The following is a 14,976-nucleotide window of genomic DNA, read 5'->3' on the forward strand; positions in this document are numbered from 1 at the left end:
GACCTCGACCGCGCCGGCGGCGGTCATCACCTGCCGCGGCTGCGCGTGACCGTTACGGACCACCAGCCGACGGCCACGGGCGTCACGCTGGTCGGCGAGCTCGGCGATGTAGGCGTCGACCTCGGCTTCCAGGGCGGCGGCGAGCATCCGCCGGGCACCCTCCCGGACGATCTCATCGATCAGCGACGGGCTGCCCGCCGGACCATCGGCGGGCGTGTTCTCCTCGGGTACTACCGTGAGCACGGGCGTGCCTTCCCGACCGACGCGTCAACGTCGGCCTGACTGAGACCTCAACCTCGATCACCGGGAAGGTACGCCCTCCCCAGCCGATCCACAGGTCTCAACCATTGCTCGATGTCGGCCCCCTCCTCGGCCAGCCGTAACGCGTGCGAGCGGCCCTGGCCACGCGCGACCCCGGTGATGTAGGCGACCCTGCCGTCGAACTTACCCACGTCGCTACCTGCGCCTTCTCATCACGAGTGAACTGGACGTCGGCCCCGGCAGGCGGCTCGCATCAGGCCGGCGGGTACCCGATCGTCTTGATCTCCAGGAAGGACTCGAAGCCGGGGATGCCGTTCTCCCGGCCGAGACCGCTCTGCTTGTAGCCGCCGAACGGCGAGTCCAGGGCGAGCCAGTGGGCGTTGTCGATCGCGATCGCGACCGCGTCGTCGTCATCGTCGAACGGGAGCACCGTCACCACCGGGCCGAAGATCTCCTCCTGGGCGATGCGGGCATCGGGATCGACGTCGACGAACAGCGTCGGCTCGACGTAGAAACCGCGGTCGTGATGCGGCGAGCGGTTGCCGCCGCAGACGAGCTTCGTCGGTCGGTCCCGCGTCGGCGACGAGCTCGCCATCGATGATCAGCTGCGATTGGTCGATCATCGACCCTCCTGTCGTCGGGGGCGGTGATGATCCCGCATCTCCGTGACATTGGTAACAATCCCGGGGATTAATGTCAACCCGAGGGTCGATTAAATTGGAGTGGCAGGGAGCCCTAGGCCCCCTGCCAGCGGTACAGGTTCCCGGGACGGCCGCACCGGCCGTAGCGATGGGAGCGGATCGCCAGCCGATGGACGGCCAGATGCTCCAGGTAGCGGCGGGCCGTGGCGCGAGACACTCCGATCGCGGCGGCGATGTCCTCGGCGGAGGCCGGCACGGTCTTGGCCCGTAACTGGGCCACGACGGAGTCGAGGGTCGTGGCGGACACGCCCTTGGGCTGGTCCGCGACCGGGGTGGCCGGCGGCCGGAGCGCGGCCAGCGCGCGATCGACCTCCCCCTGGCTGAGATGACGTGGGGGAGTGGCCGCCATCTCGCGGTGCGCCGTCGCGAACCGGTGGAGACGGTCGCGCAGAGTCGCGGCGCTGAGCGGTTTCACCAGGTACTGGACGACCCCGTACGACAGCGCTGCCCGGACCGTCGCGAGGTCGCTGGCCGAGGTCACGGCGATGATGTCGAGCGCGGCGCCCCGGGAGCGCAGCGTGCGGCACACCTCCACGCCCGTCGTGTCGGGCAGGAGGAGATCGAGCAGTACGAGATGCGGACGACCGCGNGAGACGAAGTCCAGGGCCTCGGCGCCGCTGTGGACGATGCCGATGACGGCGAATCCGGGAATCTGATCGACATAGCTGCGCTGCTTCTCGGCCANCCGCGTGTCACCGTCGACGATCAGGGTGCGGATCGGCTCGTCAGGCATGCGTCGCGNCTCCGGACGGTCTGGTGGGCGAAACGGCAGGGGGTGGCATCGGGCTAATAGTCCGTCGGATTTTCCCGTCTCGAGTGGTGCGTATTTTCACAGAGTAAGCCCTGGAATGCATCCGCCGGTTGTCGGAAATGCGTCAAAGTTCGACCGACGATTGTGCGGAACCGGCGGTCGAAGTCCCGGTGTCGCGGCCGTGTCCGCACCCTCCATCCGCGGAGCACGGGCACCATGGTGCCGTGTCTGGAGAATATGAGCAGAACCGTGACACGAGGTCCGGTGCTGAGCAGTGTGGTCGCGAACATCGACACCACCGGGAAAGGTTTTCCCGCCCGGCGAGGAGGCCTAGATGACCGCGCCCGCTCCACCGGCCCCGCGGGTCCGCCGTCCGTGGTACCGCCAGTTGTACGTGTGGGTCCTCGCCGGTATCGCCGCGGGCATCGTCGTGGGTCAGCTCGCCCCGGATTTCGCGGTCCGCCTCCAGCCGCTGGGCACGACCTTCGTCGACGCCATCAAAATGGTCATCGCGCCCATCGTGTTCTGCACCGTCGTCGGTGGCATCGCGCAGGTCGACAACCTGCGCAAGGTGGGCCGCGTCGGCCTGAAGTCCATCGTCTACTTCGAGGCCGTCACCAGCCTCGCGCTCCTGCTCGGCCTGGTCGTGATGAACGTGTTCCGACCCGGCGACGGGGTGCACGCCAACCCTGCCGCCCTCGCCGTCAACGACACCGTCGGCGGCTACATCAAGCAGGGCAGGAGCGAGGGCTGGGGCCACTACCTGTCCGACATCGTGCCGGGCAGCGTGGTCGGCGCCTTCGCCGACGGCGACATCCTGCAGGTGCTGTTCTTCGCGGTGTTGTTNGGGATCGCCCTGAACCTCATCGGGTCCGCCGGCACCGGCATCGCGTCCGGGATCGAGCGGGTCGGTACCGCGATGTTCCAGGTGATGCGGATCATCATGTACGCGGCTCCCGTCGGCGCGTTCGGGGCCATGGCCTTCACCATCGGCAAGTACGGCGTCGACACCCTGACCAGCCTCGGCAAGCTCATCGGTATCTTCTATGGCACCTCGGTGTTCTTCGTCCTCGTCATTCTGGGCGCGATCGCNGCCGCCGTCGGCGTCAACATTCTGCGGCTGCTGCGCTACATCCGCGAGGAACTGTTGATCGTCCTGGGCACCTCCTCCTCGGAGCCGGTGCTTCCCCAGCTCATGCGCAAGCTCGAAGCGCTCGGCGCCCCCCGACAGGTCGTCGGGCTGACCGTGCCCACCGGATACTCGTTCAATCTCGACGGCACCTGCATCTACCTGACCCTCTCCGCCCTTTACCTCGCCCAGGCCGTCGACGCCGACCTGTCGATCGNCCAACAGCTCGCCATCGTCGGTGTGCTCCTGCTGACCTCGAAGGGCGCCGCGGGCGTCACCGGTTCCGGATTCATCGTCCTCGCCGCCACCCTCTCCACGGTCGACACGATTCCGGTGGCCGCCATCATGCTCATCTTCGGCATCGACAAATTCATGTCCGAATGCCGGGCACTGACGAACGTCTGCGGGAACACTCTCGCCACCCTCGTCGTGGCCCGCTGGGAAGGCGTCCTCGACACCGAACGCATGCGCCAGGTCCTCGCCCACGGCTCCACCGAACCGCCCGCCCTCGTCGAATCGCCCACCCTCGTCAAGGCACCTCGAGACGTTGCCGACCGTCCGGGGGCGGGCCACCCATCCGCCGACCCGGATGACGCGGAACTGACGGAGGCGGCCGCGATCCCCGTGCCCCTGACCAGGCAGGAACCCGGGAACTGAGGTAAGCCCGGAGCCCAGCTAGCGCTTGACGGCGACGCCGCCGTAGCCGGCGACCTGGACGTCGGTCAGGTCCGCCGCGCTGCCGTCGGGACGCCAGCGGTGCACGATCTGCACGCCGGGGTCGATCAGGTCCAGGCCGGCGAACAGCCCCTCGACCTCCGCACGGCTCCGTAGCTGCAGCGGGATGCCCTGCCGGTGGTAGGTGTCCATGAGCCGCGACGCGGCGGGGGGATCGAAGTCGGCGGACAGGTGGGTGAGGACGAGGTGGCTGCCGGGCGCCAGGGCATCGAGGAGCCGGCGCAGGATGCCGTGNGGATCGTCGGTGTCCGGGATGAACGGGAAGATCGAGATCAGGGACAGGGCGACCGGGCGGGACAGGTCGAGCGTCTCGCGCAGCTCCGGGGCGTCCAGAATGCGCTCGGTGTCGTGCAGGTCGGCGTCGATGTAGGCGGTCCGCCCCGCCGGGGTGCCGGTGAGCAGGGCCCGGGCGTGGGTCAGGACGATCGGGTCGTTGTCGGCGTAGACGACCCGGGCGTCGGGCGCGATGCTCTGCGCGGCCTCGTGCAGGTTCGGGCTGGTGGGGATGCCCGTACCGATGTCGAGGAACTGACGGATCCCGACCTCGCCGGCCAGGTACCGGGTCGCCCGAATCATGAACTCCCGGTTCTGGCGGGCGGCGATGCGCGCGTTCGGGAACACCGACAGGGCCTGCTCGGCGGCCTCCCGGTCGGCGGGGNAGTTGTCCTTCCCGCCCAGGTAGTAGTCGTACATCCGGGCCGAGTGCGGCTGGTCGGTCTTCAGCGCCACCGGGACGTGCTCGTCCGCGAGGGACTTCCACCACTGCCCGTCCGTCGTGGCCCGGTCCGTCGTGGCCCGGTCCGTCGGCTGCTCGCCAACCGGGTCGGGTAGATCCGCGCTCGACACCACAACCAGCCCCCTCACCTTTTGCGACGATCCCTCCCGAATGATCCTAATGGGCGTCTGTGCGCTGCGTGCCAACGTGGTGCGAAGGAGTGACCGTGTCCGCGAACGCGGTCGCCGCGGCCGCCGGTCACCGCAGCAGGACCGAGGGCGGACGAGCCGTTCGCGGTCGGGTCTGCGGTCGCCGCGGCGGCGACCCCGCGTTGGGACAGGGCGGCGCCGGTGAGGATCACCACCGTGCCGGCCGGCTCGTTCCACGTCAGGCTTTCGCCGAGGAGCAGGACCCCGGCCAGCGTCGACACGACGGGGACGACGTAGGTGACCGTCGCCGCGACCGTCGCGCCCGCGTCCCGGACGAGCCCGTACTGGAGCAGGAACGCCCCACCCGTGCCGAGGACGCCGAGAACCAGCACCGCGAGCAGCGATCGCGTGGGGAAGCGGGTCGGGAGGTCCGAGAAGGCGGCGGTAACGACCACGAGTTCCACAGCCCCGGCGGCAAGCTGACCGGTCGAGAGCGCCAGGCTCGAACACCCCGAACCGGTCAGGAAACGCCGCACGTACACCCAGCCGACGCCCATGCTCGTCGCCGCGGCCAGGGCCAGGGCCATTCCGGTGATGCTCTGTCCCGCCGTACCATCCCAGACGCCGAGCACGACCAGGACGCCGAGAAAGCCGATCAGCAGGCCGGCGAGTTGACGTCGGACGGGCCGCTCACCCGGGAGGGCGACGAGCGAGGCGAGCGTCGTGAACAGNGGCGTGGTCGCGTTGCAGATCCCGGTGAGTGCCGAGGGGATCCGCTGCGCGGCGAAGGCGAACAGGGCGAACGAGGCCGCGTTGAGGAACATCGCCGCCACCGCGAGGTGCGCCCACAGCCCGAGCCCGCGTGGCAGCCGGTCGCGTCTGAGCACGAGGGTGGCGGTGAGGGCGGCCGCCCCGAAGGCGACCCGGCCGAACGCGACCTGCAGGGCGGGAAATCCCTGCGTGCCTACCTTGACGAGGAGAAAGCTGAGTCCCCAGATCGTCGCCAGCAGTCCGAACCGCATCCGCCAGCCGACCCTGGGCAGTGCTCGGCCGGCGACGTGCGAGGACAAGGGCTTTTCGTCGGCCTGGCCACGACTCCCGGCGGCCGGGAGCGACGCCTGCGGGCTATGACGGAATGGTGGCGGCATCGGCCCATCATTGGCGCGCCCCGGCGGAGAGAACAAGGTAAACCTACTAATGAGCACCGCGTAGCATTGCTTATATGTTGAACCTGGAACGATTGCGGGTCCTGTGCCTGGTCGCCAGGTACGGATCGGTCGGCGCAGCCGCGGACATGCTTCATGTCACCACCTCGTCGGTTTCCCAGCAGATCGCGAAGCTGGAGCGGGAGACGGGCACTGACCTGCTGCTCCGCCACGGCAGGGGAGTCCGGCTCACAGCTGCGGCGACCCTGCTGGTGGACCACGNCGAGCGCATCCTGTCGATGATGAGCGAGGCGGAGGCGCACCTTCACGCGCAGCTCGGCAAGGTGGTCGGCACGCTGACTGTCGGCGCGTTCCCGACCGCGGCCCGCGGATTGTTGCCGGCCGCGCTGCGCCTGCTGGGAGAGGGGCATCCCAGCCTTGTTGTCCGGGTCGAGGAGATGGACTTCCAGAGTCCCCTCGTGCGGGTCGGTCGGGGTGAGCTGGACCTGGGCCTGGTGCAGGACTGGGAAAACGCACCGATGACCCTGCCGGACGGACTCCACCGCGCCACGCTCATGGCGGACGTCGCGGAGGTGGCGCTGCCCGCCGACCATCCGCTCGCCGGGCCCGGCCGGGACTGGATCGCCGTCGACGAGGTGCTCGGCGAGCGCTGGATCAGCCGGACCGTGGGTTCCACCTGCCACGACTGGCTTATCCACACGCTGCGGGCCCACGATGCCCAGCCCCGGATCGAGCACACTGTGATCGAGTACTCGACCCAGCTCGCGATGGTCGCCGCGGGCATGGGGCTTGCGATGGTGCCTCGGCTCGGTCAGGGTCCGGTGCCGGCCGGGGTCCGCGTGCTCCCGCTGCGCCCGGTCCTGGGCAGGAGCATCTACGCCGTCTGGCGCGCCGACAACGCGGGTCGCCCGGCGGTGCGGCACGCGGTCGCGGCGCTGCGGGCCGCGGCACAGTCCGCGTGACGGGTCTGGTGGCACCGGGAGGTGAACGGATCTTCCCGTACGACACCGTCTCTTCCTGGATAGCCGTGCCGACGGGGCAATACGGGCATAATGGGTTCTGGTAACTCGGTACGGTATTTTGCCGTACCTGGGTGTTGTCACCAGGTTCCGGGATCGTTACGCTTCCCCTGCGCCGNTTCGAGATGCGCCTTTTCGGGCAGCCGNCTGAATCACNGGGGTTCACTTTCTGCGTCGGTGCGATGGGCCGCCGACCGTTGTGGGCTGTCTCGCGGGACGGGCCCGGCTGGTTGTTCTGTTCTCTTTCGCCGGTCGGATTCTTGCATGGGCCGAGATGCGGCCGTGCGGACAGGAAAGGTGGAAAAATGTCCCTTTACCACACCGAAATCCAGTGGGGCGGTCCGGGCGCGGACTGGCACAAGGACAGCGATCTGCAGATCGTCATCAGCAACCGGAACGGCGTCGTGCCCCAGTCGGGCCGGCCCGCCACCGGGACCCAGGTGTCCTGGTCGGGCCCGCAGGGGAACGGAAGCGTGACCTTCTTCAACGACGGCGTCTCGTTCCAGGGCACGGCCCAGTTCCCGAACGAGGGCCCGGTGGGCTACCGCGGAACGGCCGCATCGTAGGCGGCTCCATGGTGTGACAGCCGGTCGCGGTACGTGTGACCGCGGCCGGTTGCACGCATGTCGTTGTGCCATCGGACCGGCGCTGCTGCCAAGACCGCGGCGCAGGCGCAGGTCACCGCGATCACCTGGGGCACGACCTGAAGACGTTAGGCGGGCGCCGGGTCGGCGTCGACCGCCGGACCCGACGGCCACAGCTCGATCGCCCGCTCCACGGCGCTGCGGATGAGCGTGCCGTCGACGGTCAGCGTGGACTCGGCCAGGCCCCGGGCCGCCAGCGAGGTCGTGAAGGTGACCGGACCGGGCGGCGGCAGCGGTCGCAGCCAGTAGCGCAGCCGGGTCCGGCCCGGGACGCTCGAGGAGCCGCCGAAGGTGAGCGTCGCAACGGGCGTCGGGCCGGTCGCGTCCGGGCCGAGACCCGGGGGCAGCTCGAGGGGCGAATCCGGGCCGGTCGTCTCGGTACCGTCGGCAAAACGTACCCGCAGGGGCACCCGCACCGGGGCCCCGTGCAGCCAACCACGGTTCGGCGACAGCTCGGCCTCGCCGGGATCCCCCCGCCGCAACAGCACCTCGACGGACACCGCGACACCGTCCGCGCAGGCGGCCAGCCCGGCGAGCACGACGACGGTGTCGGCCGTCCGACCGATGACCGCCGTGACCGGGACGACGCCCGGAACCACGTTCTCCGGAGGGCCGTCCGCCCCGGCCTCGGCGGCCCAGGCCTGGAAGGCCGAGAACGGCTCGTCCGCAAAGGAGCTCACCCCCCGAGGATCGCCGATCATCGCGATGGACACGCCGAAATCGGCACGCATCGCCGGAAACCTCGACGCCGCCCGCCCGACGCGTCGACGTTCCCGCGGGCCGGGCCCCGTCGGGGCCCGGCCGGAGGAGAGGATCAGGCCATGACCGAGGACGCCGCACCGCCGCACCCCGCGCCCGCGGGGCCCGTCCAGTCCGAGCCACCCGCCCGGTCCGAGCCGCCTGCCCAGCCAGAGCCGCCTGCCCAGCCAGAGTCGTCCTGGCAGCAGGTGGGGGCGCGCAATCCCGAGTGGCTGCCGTGGGTGCGTGAGCTGCACTCCATCGCCCAGGCCGGNCTCGCCTACTCCCAGGACCCGTACGACCTCGAACGGTTCTCCCAGCTCCGGCGGCTCAGCTACGAGATCGCGGCCCACTGCACCGTCGTCACCGTCGAGGCTGCGGAGGGCCTTTTCGGCGGTGAGGTCGGCTACCAGACGCCGAAGGTCGACGTGCGCGGGGTGCTGTTCGACGGCGACCGGATCCTGCTCGTCCGCGAGAAGGAGGATGGCGGCTGGTCGCTGCCCGGCGGCTGGGCCGACGTCGGCCTCACCCCGGCCGAGGTCGTCGTCAAGGAGATCTTCGAGGAGGCCGGGCTGCGCGCCGAGCCGGAGCGCCTGCTCGCCGTCCTCGACAAGCGCCGCCACGCCCACCCGCCGTACCCGAACGACACCTACAAGATCTTCATCCGATGCCGGGTGGTCGGCGGGAGCCTCGGTGGCGGGCTGGAGACCTCCGAGGTCGGCTGGTTCCCGCGCGACGCCCTGCCGCCGCTGTCCGAGAAGCGCAACACCACCGGCCAGCTAGCCATGATGTTCGGCTACCTGGACGACCCCACCGCCCCGGCCGTCGTCGACTGAGCCGGCTCCGGGTATCCCCGGCATCCGGGTATCCCGGCATCCGGGCTGTACCAGTAGCCGGGAGGCGTCAGGGCGCGGCGCCGAGCGCTGCGGTGAGCCTGGTGGCAAGGTCGTCCATCACCGCCGGCGGCACCCATTCGGCCTCCGGACGGCGCAGGAACGTGAAGACGTCCGGGCCCTGGGCCGCGGCGGGCAGATCCGCGGCGCGCGGCACGACGTGGATGTGCAGATGCTCGAACCCGGCGGCTTCCGAGAACGCGGCCACGTAGGTCTTCACGCAGCCGGTCACCTCGACCAGCGCCCGGCTCAGCCGCCAGGTCAGGACCCCGAGCTCGGCGGCCTCGGCCTCGGTGAGCTCCGCCGGGGAGGTGACGTGCCGCCGGCTGACCAGGACCAGCCACCCCGGCAGCGCCGTGCGGATCGCGTGCGCCGCCCGCCAGCCCGTCCCGATCAGCACCCGCTCCCGCGGCGGCAGCCCGGCCAGCGCCGCGTTGCCCGCACACGAATAGCAGTCATTCTCTCCCACGGCCGACGCCACGCTGATGCCCATCGCCGCCCCGCCTTCCCAGCGAAGAATGCTTCACGCCTCGCCTGATGATGCGTTTCGATCCGCGTATTCAGCATCGAACACCCAGGTATCGCATGCGCCTCCACGTGCAGGTTCTGCCACGCACCGCCACAACGATGCGACGCGGAAGGAGGTTGTTGCCGGTCCCCACAGGATAAGATCATGCGCCTGGCGGGGATCGATGAACGCGCACAGGCTCAGGTGCTGGTCGATCGACTGCTCGAGCAGCCGGATGATGCTGCCGACCGGGTCGTTGCGGTCCTGCATGCGCATGCAGCCGCGCTCGCCTGGGTGCGGGACTCTGTGGGCCTCTACCCGGCGTCCCCGGAGATCGCGGCTGTGCTCAATGATCTTGCCGGGCAACTGCGCGACGTGGGCGACGAGCGTGATCCGGTCGCCGTTCTCGGTCAGGCTGCTGTTGATGCGCCCGCTGCGTACCGGGCCGCCGCAGCCGCGTGAGCGGCTACATCCTCGGTGCTCTTATCCGGCGGTCGGCGCACAGCGACAGCAAGGGGCGGACGTTGAGTAGGAACGGGCGGCGTCAGGCGGTGAACAGGCTGCTGGCCCAGAAGTCCTTGGGGTCNCGGACGCCGGGCGGGATCGCGAACACGGCGCTGCTGGTGTGGACGATGTACTCGTTGAGCGCGTCCGACGCGGCGAGCCGGCGCTGGATCGGGAGGAACCCGGTGCGGGGGTCGCGCTNGAAGGCGATGAAGAACAGGCCCGCGTCGAGCTGCCCGGTCTCCTGGTTGACGCCGTCGGTGTAGGAGTAGCCGCGGCGCAGGATCGTCGCGCCGCCGTTGGTCGACGCGGCCGCGAGCCGGATGTGGGCGTCCGCGGGGATGACCGGCTCGCCGTCGGCCCCCTTGGCGGTCAGCGGGACCGGGTCGAACTCCTCGGCCGCCCCCAGCGGCGCGCCGCTCGCCTTCGTCCGCCCGAACACCTGCTCCTGGTCCAGGAGGAAGTCGCGGTCCCAGGACTCCAGCAGCATCCGGATGCGGCGGGTGACGACGTAGGTGCCGCCGCGCATCCACGCCTGGTCGCCGTCCGCGCCGACCCAGACATGCTTGTCCAGCGACGCGGTGTCCTCGCGCTTGACGTTGTTCGTGCCGTCCTTGAAGCCCATCAGGTTCCGCGGCGTGTCCTGGCCGCTGCTGGTCGTGCTGGTCCGGCCGAAGCCGAGCTGGAACCAGCGCAGCACGGCGGTGCCCTGGGCGAGGCGGCGCAGGTTGCGCACGGCGTGGAAGGCGACCTGCGGGTCGTCGGCGCAGGCCTGGACGCACAGGTCGCCGCGGCTGCGTAGCGGGTCGAGGTTGTCGCCGGGCAGCGGCGGGATGTCGGCGAGCGCCGCGGGCCTGCGCCCGGCCAGGCCGAAGCGTCCGTCGAACAGGCTCGGCCCGACTCCGAAGGTGATGGTCAGGTTGCCGGCGGTNAGCCCGATCGCCTCGCCGGTGTCCCGCGGCGGCGAGTGCGGCGCGGCGGCGTCGTCGGCGACGGCCTGCCCGGCGGCCATCCGGGCGGCGGCCGCGGTCCATCCGACGAGCAGCTCGCGTAGCTGGTCCCGGCTCACCCCGGCGGAGACGTCGAAGGCGGCGAAGGCGAGCCGGTCCTGGGCGTCGGTGGTGATCCCGGCCTGCTGCGCGCCGTGGAACGGCACGACGCCCCGGGGCGCTGCGGCGGTCGCGGACGACGAGTCGTCCGAACAGCCCGCGGCGGTGGCCGCGACCACGCCTGCCCCGGCAAGGCCCGCGGCGCCGAACAGCGCCCGCCGGCGCGACAACGCGACTTGCTCGGCCATGTCGATACCCCTTCTCCCGTGGGTCAGGGGGTTCTCCCACGGGCCGAGGGGTCAGGCTTCCGCCCGCCCCCCGACCCCTCTGACCTGGTCGTTCGCGGTGCACGGCCGCCCGCGCACCGCCCTGCCTGTTCTGCGGCCCGGCTCTCGCCGGGGCGCGGCCTAGCTGACGACGACGCCGGCGACCTGGGACAGCGGCTCGGCCAGCGCGTCGACCGCCTGGGACAGTCCGCGGCGCTGGTCCTGCGTCACCTTGTCGTAGCTGACGTAGCCGGTGCCCTCCTTGTACGGGGCCAGCGCCTTGTCCATCGCGGTGAAGCGGGTGCGCACGGTGCTGGCGAGCTTCGGGTCGAGCGACTTCAGCGCCGGCTCCAGCAGCGTGAACGCCTTGTTCGCACCCTCGACGTTGCCCTGGATGTCGACGAGGTCGAGCTTGCTGTACCGCTCCTCCTCGCCGGTGATCTTCGTCTTGCCGACCTCGTCGAGCAGCGTGGTGGCGCCGTTGGCGATCTGCGCCGGCTGGAAGGTCGTCTTCGCCACGAGCGTGTTGAGCTTGCCGACGTCGGTGTTGAGCTTGTCGGCGATCGGCCCGGTGCCCGCCAGCGAACGGTCGGCGAAGATCGCCTTCTCCAGTCGGTGGAAGCCGGTCCAGCTCGCGGCGTCGGGGGCGTCGTCGATGCGCGCGTCGATCGCGGGGTCGAGGTCCCCGAACGATTCGGCGACCGGCTCGATCCGCTCGTAGGCCAGCCGCGGCGCGGCGTAGAGCGTGGCCGCCCGGTCGAGGTCGCCGGCCTTCACCGCGGTCACGAGCGCACCGGTCGAGGTGACCAGGTCCGCGACCTGCTGGCGGACGTAGGTGGCGTAGCCGGTGGTCGCGGTGGTCAGCGCCGTGGTGACCTCGGCGCTGTGGGTCGCGGCGGGGGCCGAGCCGGCGGCCTGGGTGACGGTGAAGTCGACCTTCTCCGTGTCCGCGCCGGGGCAGTAGAGCTGGTACTTGCCGGCCTTCACATTCAGCGAGAACGTCCCGGACAGGCCGGGGGTGATGTTCTCCTTCTCGCCGATGATGGTGTCGCCGTCGACCAGCTCGGCCTCGGTGACGGCATCCGCGCCCTTGTTGACCACCTTGAATATGGTCGGGCCCGACGGAATCGTCGACACGTCCGGCGTACACGCCTTCGAGGTGATCGTGACGTTGACCGTCTGTTTCGCCCCGGCGGCGGCGCCCGAGCCCCCGGAACTGCCCGAGTCACTTCCCCCGCAGGCGACGGCGCCCGTCGCGATCACAACGGCGATGGCNCTATACGCGACAGGTGCGCGGCGCACGTGTGCCCCCACTCTTCTCTCTTCCGGATCAGTGAAATGGATATGCATGGCGACTGGTCCCATGTGACGGCAGGGACCTGACCGGCGGCCCGGGGGCGGTCACTGGGCCGCGGGCGCCGGGTCGGTGGCCGGCGCGCCCGTGGCGTCCCGCTCCGCGGTGGTCGTGGGCCGAGGGGCGGCGGGCGGGCGGCGACGGGCCNGCCAGGCGACGTACGCGGTCAGCGGCACCAGGTACACGAGCCAGGCGATGACCTCGGCGACCACGGGTCGGGGCTGCAACCCCAGCACTCCGGTCAGCACGCTCGCCAGCGGCGTACCCGGGCGGACCAGCCACGACAGGTCGAACGTCCGCTGCTGGCCGATGTTGAGCCAGCCCGCCTCGTGCGCGGTATGCGCCGCGGTCGCCAGCAGGCCGGCCGCGATCAGCACGAGGACGAGGCCCGTCACGCGGAAGAAACGCGCCAGGTTGACGTGCACGCCGCCGCGGTAGATGCCGAAGCCGACCGCCACGGACACCAGCACGCCGANCAGCGCGCCCCCGCCGGCGGTGCCCGGCGAGCTGCTCGCGTTGAACGCCGCGATGAGGAACACGGCCGTCTCGAATCCCTCGCGCAGCACGGCCAGGAAGGCCATGAACACCAGCGCCCNGGTCGAGCCGGTCTCCAGCGCCGACGCCGTGGCCGACTCCAGCGACCCCCGCAGGTCGCGGGAGTGACGCCGCATCCAGACCACCATGTAGGTCACCATGGCCACCGCGATGAGTCCGATGACCGTTTCGAGCCCCTCCTGCTTGCGCTGGGGCAGCTCGCGGTCCAGGACGTGCAGCGCGATGCCGATGCCCAGGCAGAGCAGCACCGCGAGCGAGACGCCGAGCCACACCTGGCGCAGGGCGTCCCGGCGGTCCCGCTGCCGGAGGAAGGCCGCGACGATGCCGACGATCAGCGACGCCTCAAGGCCCTCCCGAAGGCCGATCACAAACGTGGGAAGCAAACCCTGCCTCCGTCTCTGTTCGCCCGCGACTTCCCGGCCTTGCGGATGTGCGGCCCGTCACCTGCGGTTAACCTCAGCTAAGTTAGGGCAACCTAACGGCGTTGGCAAGAGAACCGTGACGGACGGGGCGGGCCGGGGCATCGCGGCCGCCGGGTGGGCCCGCCGCGCCCGCCACCTGCCCGAACGACGGTCACGCCCCGCCGCGGGCGTCGCCGGTCCGCCACCAGCCGACCACTCCGCCGGGCGAGGTGGGGTCGCCCGTCCACCCTGCGCGTCAGGCAGTCACCAATGGTGTGCGGATGAACCGTCACGGTGGCTTTTCGGGCCGCTTTCCGGCTCCGCGGTTGCTCGGGCGGACGGATCCTGCGCGTTCGCCGNAAAAGTGACTCGTTCCCGAGCAACCTTCACTAACCCGACCGAAAAAGGGGAAATGGCGACTGATCGGTCGGGATGACAGGAATCACACCGCTCCGGCGGCCGGTGCCCAGCGACGGGGCTGCCCGTTACTCACGGTGGTCGACCTGGAGGCGTGCGGGGTCTCTACGGTGGCCGAACGGTTGCGGCCGCATCGGTCTGCGACCGGGGGCGATGTCGACGGTCGGCCGGGACGGTCCCGGATGTCCCTGCTGTGCANCTTCGTGCGTGCATCCGCATCTACGGATCAAGATGCGTTCTGGCACACGTAGATGCGTTTATTTTTAGCAGAATGCTCCGCTTTTGCGGATCCGTAATCTTCGTTTTCGGGTGGGGTGTGAGGATCCTGGNCGGACTGCGCCGTTCATCGCGGTCCGGTCGGAAGGTGGCATCCTTCCGTATCGTCGACACTGCCCGCCTTAGTTGGCACAACAGCTCGTCCCNGATGCTCGGGTCGCCGCAGATGTCAACGAAATGAACGCGGGATCTCGTGGATTATGCTCGCCTGGAAGTTCATGCTTCCGGCGCGTGGTCTTCCCCGAGGTCGCCGCGAATCGCTGGCGAGGCCGGCCATTTCGTGGTCGGGTATCGGTGATGCGGCTGCGCAGGCGGTCCGCTTCGTGGCTGCCGGCCTGATCGTCAGTCCTGCGCCAGATGGGGACGGACATGAATGAAGATCGTGAGAGTTCCAGTATGACGGACGGAAGCGGATCTTATAACGGAGCGCATTTCGTCGGACGCGAACAGCGCTCGCCGGAGGGGGCGGCAGACTATGTGGTGGACGGTGGAGTGCCCACCGTGACCCGATCGGCCTCCAGTGGCGAGATCCCGCCGATGGCGCGGCCCTATGTAGCCGCCGGCGCCCTGTTCTTCGACGACGACGGCCGAGTCATGCTCGTCGAGCCGTCCTACAAGCCCGGGTGGGACATTCCGGGCGGTTTTGTCGAGCCCGGAGAATCTCCGTACTCCGCCTGCGTGCGTGAGGTGGAGGAGGAACTCGGCATCACCCCGCCGATCGGCGAGCTCCTCGCGGTCGACTGGG

The 14,976-nt window shown here is 70.2% G+C and carries 13 protein-coding genes and 17 pseudogenes; 11 read left to right on the forward strand and 19 right to left on the reverse strand.

From position 1 onward, the window contains the following. The 5 genes and pseudogenes from FF86_RS23990 to FF86_RS56500 form a co-directional block, all read right to left on the reverse strand. Nucleotides 1-243: pseudogene (locus FF86_RS23990) on the reverse strand (IS256 family transposase); the annotation flags it as partial. 110 nt (nt 244-353) lie between these two features. Then, nucleotides 354-452, reverse strand: a pseudogene (locus tag FF86_RS32450) (SDR family mycofactocin-dependent oxidoreductase); the annotation flags it as partial. A 62-nt stretch (nt 453-514) separates the two neighbouring features. After that, nucleotides 515-856, reverse strand: coding sequence for an aldehyde dehydrogenase family protein (locus FF86_RS23995; protein WP_044888796.1), 342 nt, complete (start codon nt 854-856; stop codon nt 515-517). A 140-nt stretch (nt 857-996) separates the two neighbouring features. Further along, nucleotides 997-1,551: response regulator (locus tag FF86_RS24000; protein ID WP_242419419.1), on the reverse strand; the 555-nt coding region annotated here is incomplete at its 5' end. Nucleotide 1,552: 1 nt separating this feature from the next. Beyond that, nucleotides 1,553-1,646 (reverse strand): annotated as a pseudogene (locus FF86_RS56500) (hypothetical protein); the annotation flags it as partial. A 401-nt stretch (nt 1,647-2,047) separates the two neighbouring features. Between FF86_RS56500 and FF86_RS56505 the strand changes: the two are divergent. From FF86_RS56505 to FF86_RS56520, 4 genes and pseudogenes are all read left to right on the forward strand, one after another. After that, on the forward strand, nt 2,048-2,559 hold a 512-nt coding region (locus FF86_RS56505; RefSeq protein WP_242419420.1), incomplete at its 3' end, for a cation:dicarboxylate symporter family transporter. 1 nt (nt 2,560) lies between these two features. Then, a pseudogene (locus tag FF86_RS56510) lies at nt 2,561-2,805 on the forward strand (cation:dicarboxylate symporter family transporter); the annotation flags it as partial. 1 nt (nt 2,806) lies between these two features. After that, nucleotides 2,807-3,059: pseudogene (locus tag FF86_RS56515) on the forward strand (cation:dicarboxylate symporter family transporter); the annotation flags it as partial. A gap of 1 nt (nt 3,060) precedes the next feature. Then, a pseudogene (locus FF86_RS56520) lies at nt 3,061-3,499 on the forward strand (cation:dicarboxylate symporter family transporter); the annotation flags it as partial. An 18-nt stretch (nt 3,500-3,517) separates the two neighbouring features. Here FF86_RS56520 and FF86_RS56525 read toward each other — a convergent pair. The 5 genes and pseudogenes from FF86_RS56525 to FF86_RS56545 form a co-directional block, all read right to left on the reverse strand. Further along, the coding region (locus FF86_RS56525; RefSeq protein ID WP_242419421.1) for an SAM-dependent methyltransferase at nt 3,518-3,811 on the reverse strand (294 nt) is incomplete at its 5' end. Nucleotide 3,812: 1 nt separating this feature from the next. Next, a pseudogene (locus FF86_RS56530) lies at nt 3,813-4,235 on the reverse strand (SAM-dependent methyltransferase); the annotation flags it as partial. A gap of 1 nt (nt 4,236) precedes the next feature. Beyond that, nucleotides 4,237-4,423: pseudogene (locus tag FF86_RS56535) on the reverse strand (SAM-dependent methyltransferase); the annotation flags it as partial. A gap of 14 nt (nt 4,424-4,437) precedes the next feature. Further along, the coding region (locus FF86_RS56540) for a DMT family transporter (protein WP_242419422.1) at nt 4,438-5,172 on the reverse strand (735 nt) is incomplete at its 5' end. Between the two features lies 1 nt (nt 5,173). After that, a pseudogene (locus FF86_RS56545) lies at nt 5,174-5,589 on the reverse strand (EamA family transporter); the annotation flags it as partial. Between the two features lie 74 nt (nt 5,590-5,663). Here FF86_RS56545 and FF86_RS56550 point away from each other — a divergent pair. The 3 genes from FF86_RS56550 to FF86_RS24025 form a co-directional block, all read left to right on the forward strand. Next, the coding region (locus FF86_RS56550) for a LysR family transcriptional regulator (RefSeq protein ID WP_242419423.1) at nt 5,664-5,868 on the forward strand (205 nt) is incomplete at its 3' end. A 20-nt stretch (nt 5,869-5,888) separates the two neighbouring features. Continuing rightward, nucleotides 5,889-6,569: a LysR substrate-binding domain-containing protein gene (locus FF86_RS24020; protein WP_242419434.1), complete on the forward strand. Its 681-nt coding sequence runs from the start codon at nt 5,889-5,891 to the stop codon at nt 6,567-6,569. Between the two features lie 362 nt (nt 6,570-6,931). Beyond that, on the forward strand, nt 6,932-7,192 hold the full coding sequence (locus FF86_RS24025; protein ID WP_044887428.1) for a hypothetical protein: 261 nt from the start codon (nt 6,932-6,934) through the stop codon (nt 7,190-7,192). Nucleotides 7,193-7,338: 146 nt separating this feature from the next. Here the strand turns inward: FF86_RS24025 and FF86_RS24030 are convergent, their stop codons facing one another. Beyond that, nucleotides 7,339-8,001: a hypothetical protein gene (locus tag FF86_RS24030; protein ID WP_044887427.1), complete on the reverse strand. Its 663-nt coding sequence runs from the start codon at nt 7,999-8,001 to the stop codon at nt 7,339-7,341. 90 nt (nt 8,002-8,091) lie between these two features. Between FF86_RS24030 and FF86_RS63035 the strand changes: the two are divergent. Together FF86_RS63035 and FF86_RS24035 are read left to right on the forward strand one after the other, a co-directional pair. Continuing rightward, nucleotides 8,092-8,282 (forward strand): annotated as a pseudogene (locus tag FF86_RS63035) (DNA mismatch repair protein MutT); the annotation flags it as partial. Nucleotide 8,283: 1 nt separating this feature from the next. Next, a pseudogene (locus FF86_RS24035) lies at nt 8,284-8,844 on the forward strand (NUDIX hydrolase N-terminal domain-containing protein); the annotation flags it as partial. A 67-nt stretch (nt 8,845-8,911) separates the two neighbouring features. Here the strand turns inward: FF86_RS24035 and FF86_RS24040 are convergent. After that, on the reverse strand, nt 8,912-9,394 hold the full coding sequence (locus tag FF86_RS24040) for an HIT family protein (RefSeq protein ID WP_044887426.1): 483 nt from the start codon (nt 9,392-9,394) through the stop codon (nt 8,912-8,914). A gap of 180 nt (nt 9,395-9,574) precedes the next feature. On the opposite strand from FF86_RS24040, the gene FF86_RS24045 reads away from it, so the two are divergent. Further along, nucleotides 9,575-9,871 (forward strand): hypothetical protein, encoded by a 297-nt coding sequence (locus tag FF86_RS24045; protein ID WP_236706535.1) that lies wholly within the window; start codon nt 9,575-9,577, stop codon nt 9,869-9,871. Nucleotides 9,872-9,996: 125 nt separating this feature from the next. Here the strand turns inward: FF86_RS24045 and FF86_RS56555 are convergent. From FF86_RS56555 to FF86_RS56580, 7 genes and pseudogenes are all read right to left on the reverse strand, one after another. Then, nucleotides 9,997-10,114: pseudogene (locus FF86_RS56555) on the reverse strand (hypothetical protein); the annotation flags it as partial. Nucleotide 10,115: 1 nt separating this feature from the next. Continuing rightward, nucleotides 10,116-10,844, reverse strand: a pseudogene (locus FF86_RS56560) (Dyp-type peroxidase); the annotation flags it as partial. A gap of 1 nt (nt 10,845) precedes the next feature. Continuing rightward, nucleotides 10,846-11,210 (reverse strand): annotated as a pseudogene (locus FF86_RS56565) (Dyp-type peroxidase domain-containing protein); the annotation flags it as partial. Nucleotides 11,211-11,369: 159 nt separating this feature from the next. Further along, nucleotides 11,370-12,503: iron uptake system protein EfeO (gene efeO, locus FF86_RS24055; protein ID WP_242419424.1), on the reverse strand; the 1,134-nt coding region annotated here is incomplete at its 5' end. A gap of 227 nt (nt 12,504-12,730) precedes the next feature. Next, nucleotides 12,731-13,057, reverse strand: a pseudogene (locus FF86_RS56570) (FTR1 family protein); the annotation flags it as partial. 1 nt (nt 13,058) lies between these two features. Beyond that, nucleotides 13,059-13,177 (reverse strand): annotated as a pseudogene (locus tag FF86_RS56575) (FTR1 family protein); the annotation flags it as partial. 1 nt (nt 13,178) lies between these two features. Further along, nucleotides 13,179-13,505 (reverse strand): annotated as a pseudogene (locus FF86_RS56580) (FTR1 family protein); the annotation flags it as partial. 1,263 nt (nt 13,506-14,768) lie between these two features. Between FF86_RS56580 and FF86_RS68045 the strand changes: the two are divergent. Then, nucleotides 14,769-14,976: NUDIX domain-containing protein (locus FF86_RS68045; protein WP_396230047.1), on the forward strand; the 208-nt coding region annotated here is incomplete at its 3' end.

The organism is Frankia sp. CpI1-P (assembly GCF_001421075.1).
GTDB lineage: Bacteria > Actinomycetota > Actinomycetes > Frankiales > Frankiaceae > Frankia > Frankia torreyi.

Coding starts and splice junctions, on each gene's coding strand:
- FF86_RS23995 (WP_044888796.1), bottom strand. CDS start 856: ATGGCGAGCTCGTCGCCGACGCGGGACCGACCGACGAAGCTCGTCTGC.
- FF86_RS24040 (WP_044887426.1), bottom strand. CDS start 9,394: ATGGGCATCAGCGTGGCGTCGGCCGTGGGAGAGAATGACTGCTATTCG.
- FF86_RS24030 (WP_044887427.1), bottom strand. CDS start 8,001: ATGCGTGCCGATTTCGGCGTGTCCATCGCGATGATCGGCGATCCTCGG.
- FF86_RS24045 (WP_236706535.1), top strand. CDS start 9,575: ATGCGCCTGGCGGGGATCGATGAACGCGCACAGGCTCAGGTGCTGGTC.
- FF86_RS24020 (WP_242419434.1), top strand. CDS start 5,889: ATGAGCGAGGCGGAGGCGCACCTTCACGCGCAGCTCGGCAAGGTGGTC.
- FF86_RS24025 (WP_044887428.1), top strand. CDS start 6,932: ATGTCCCTTTACCACACCGAAATCCAGTGGGGCGGTCCGGGCGCGGAC.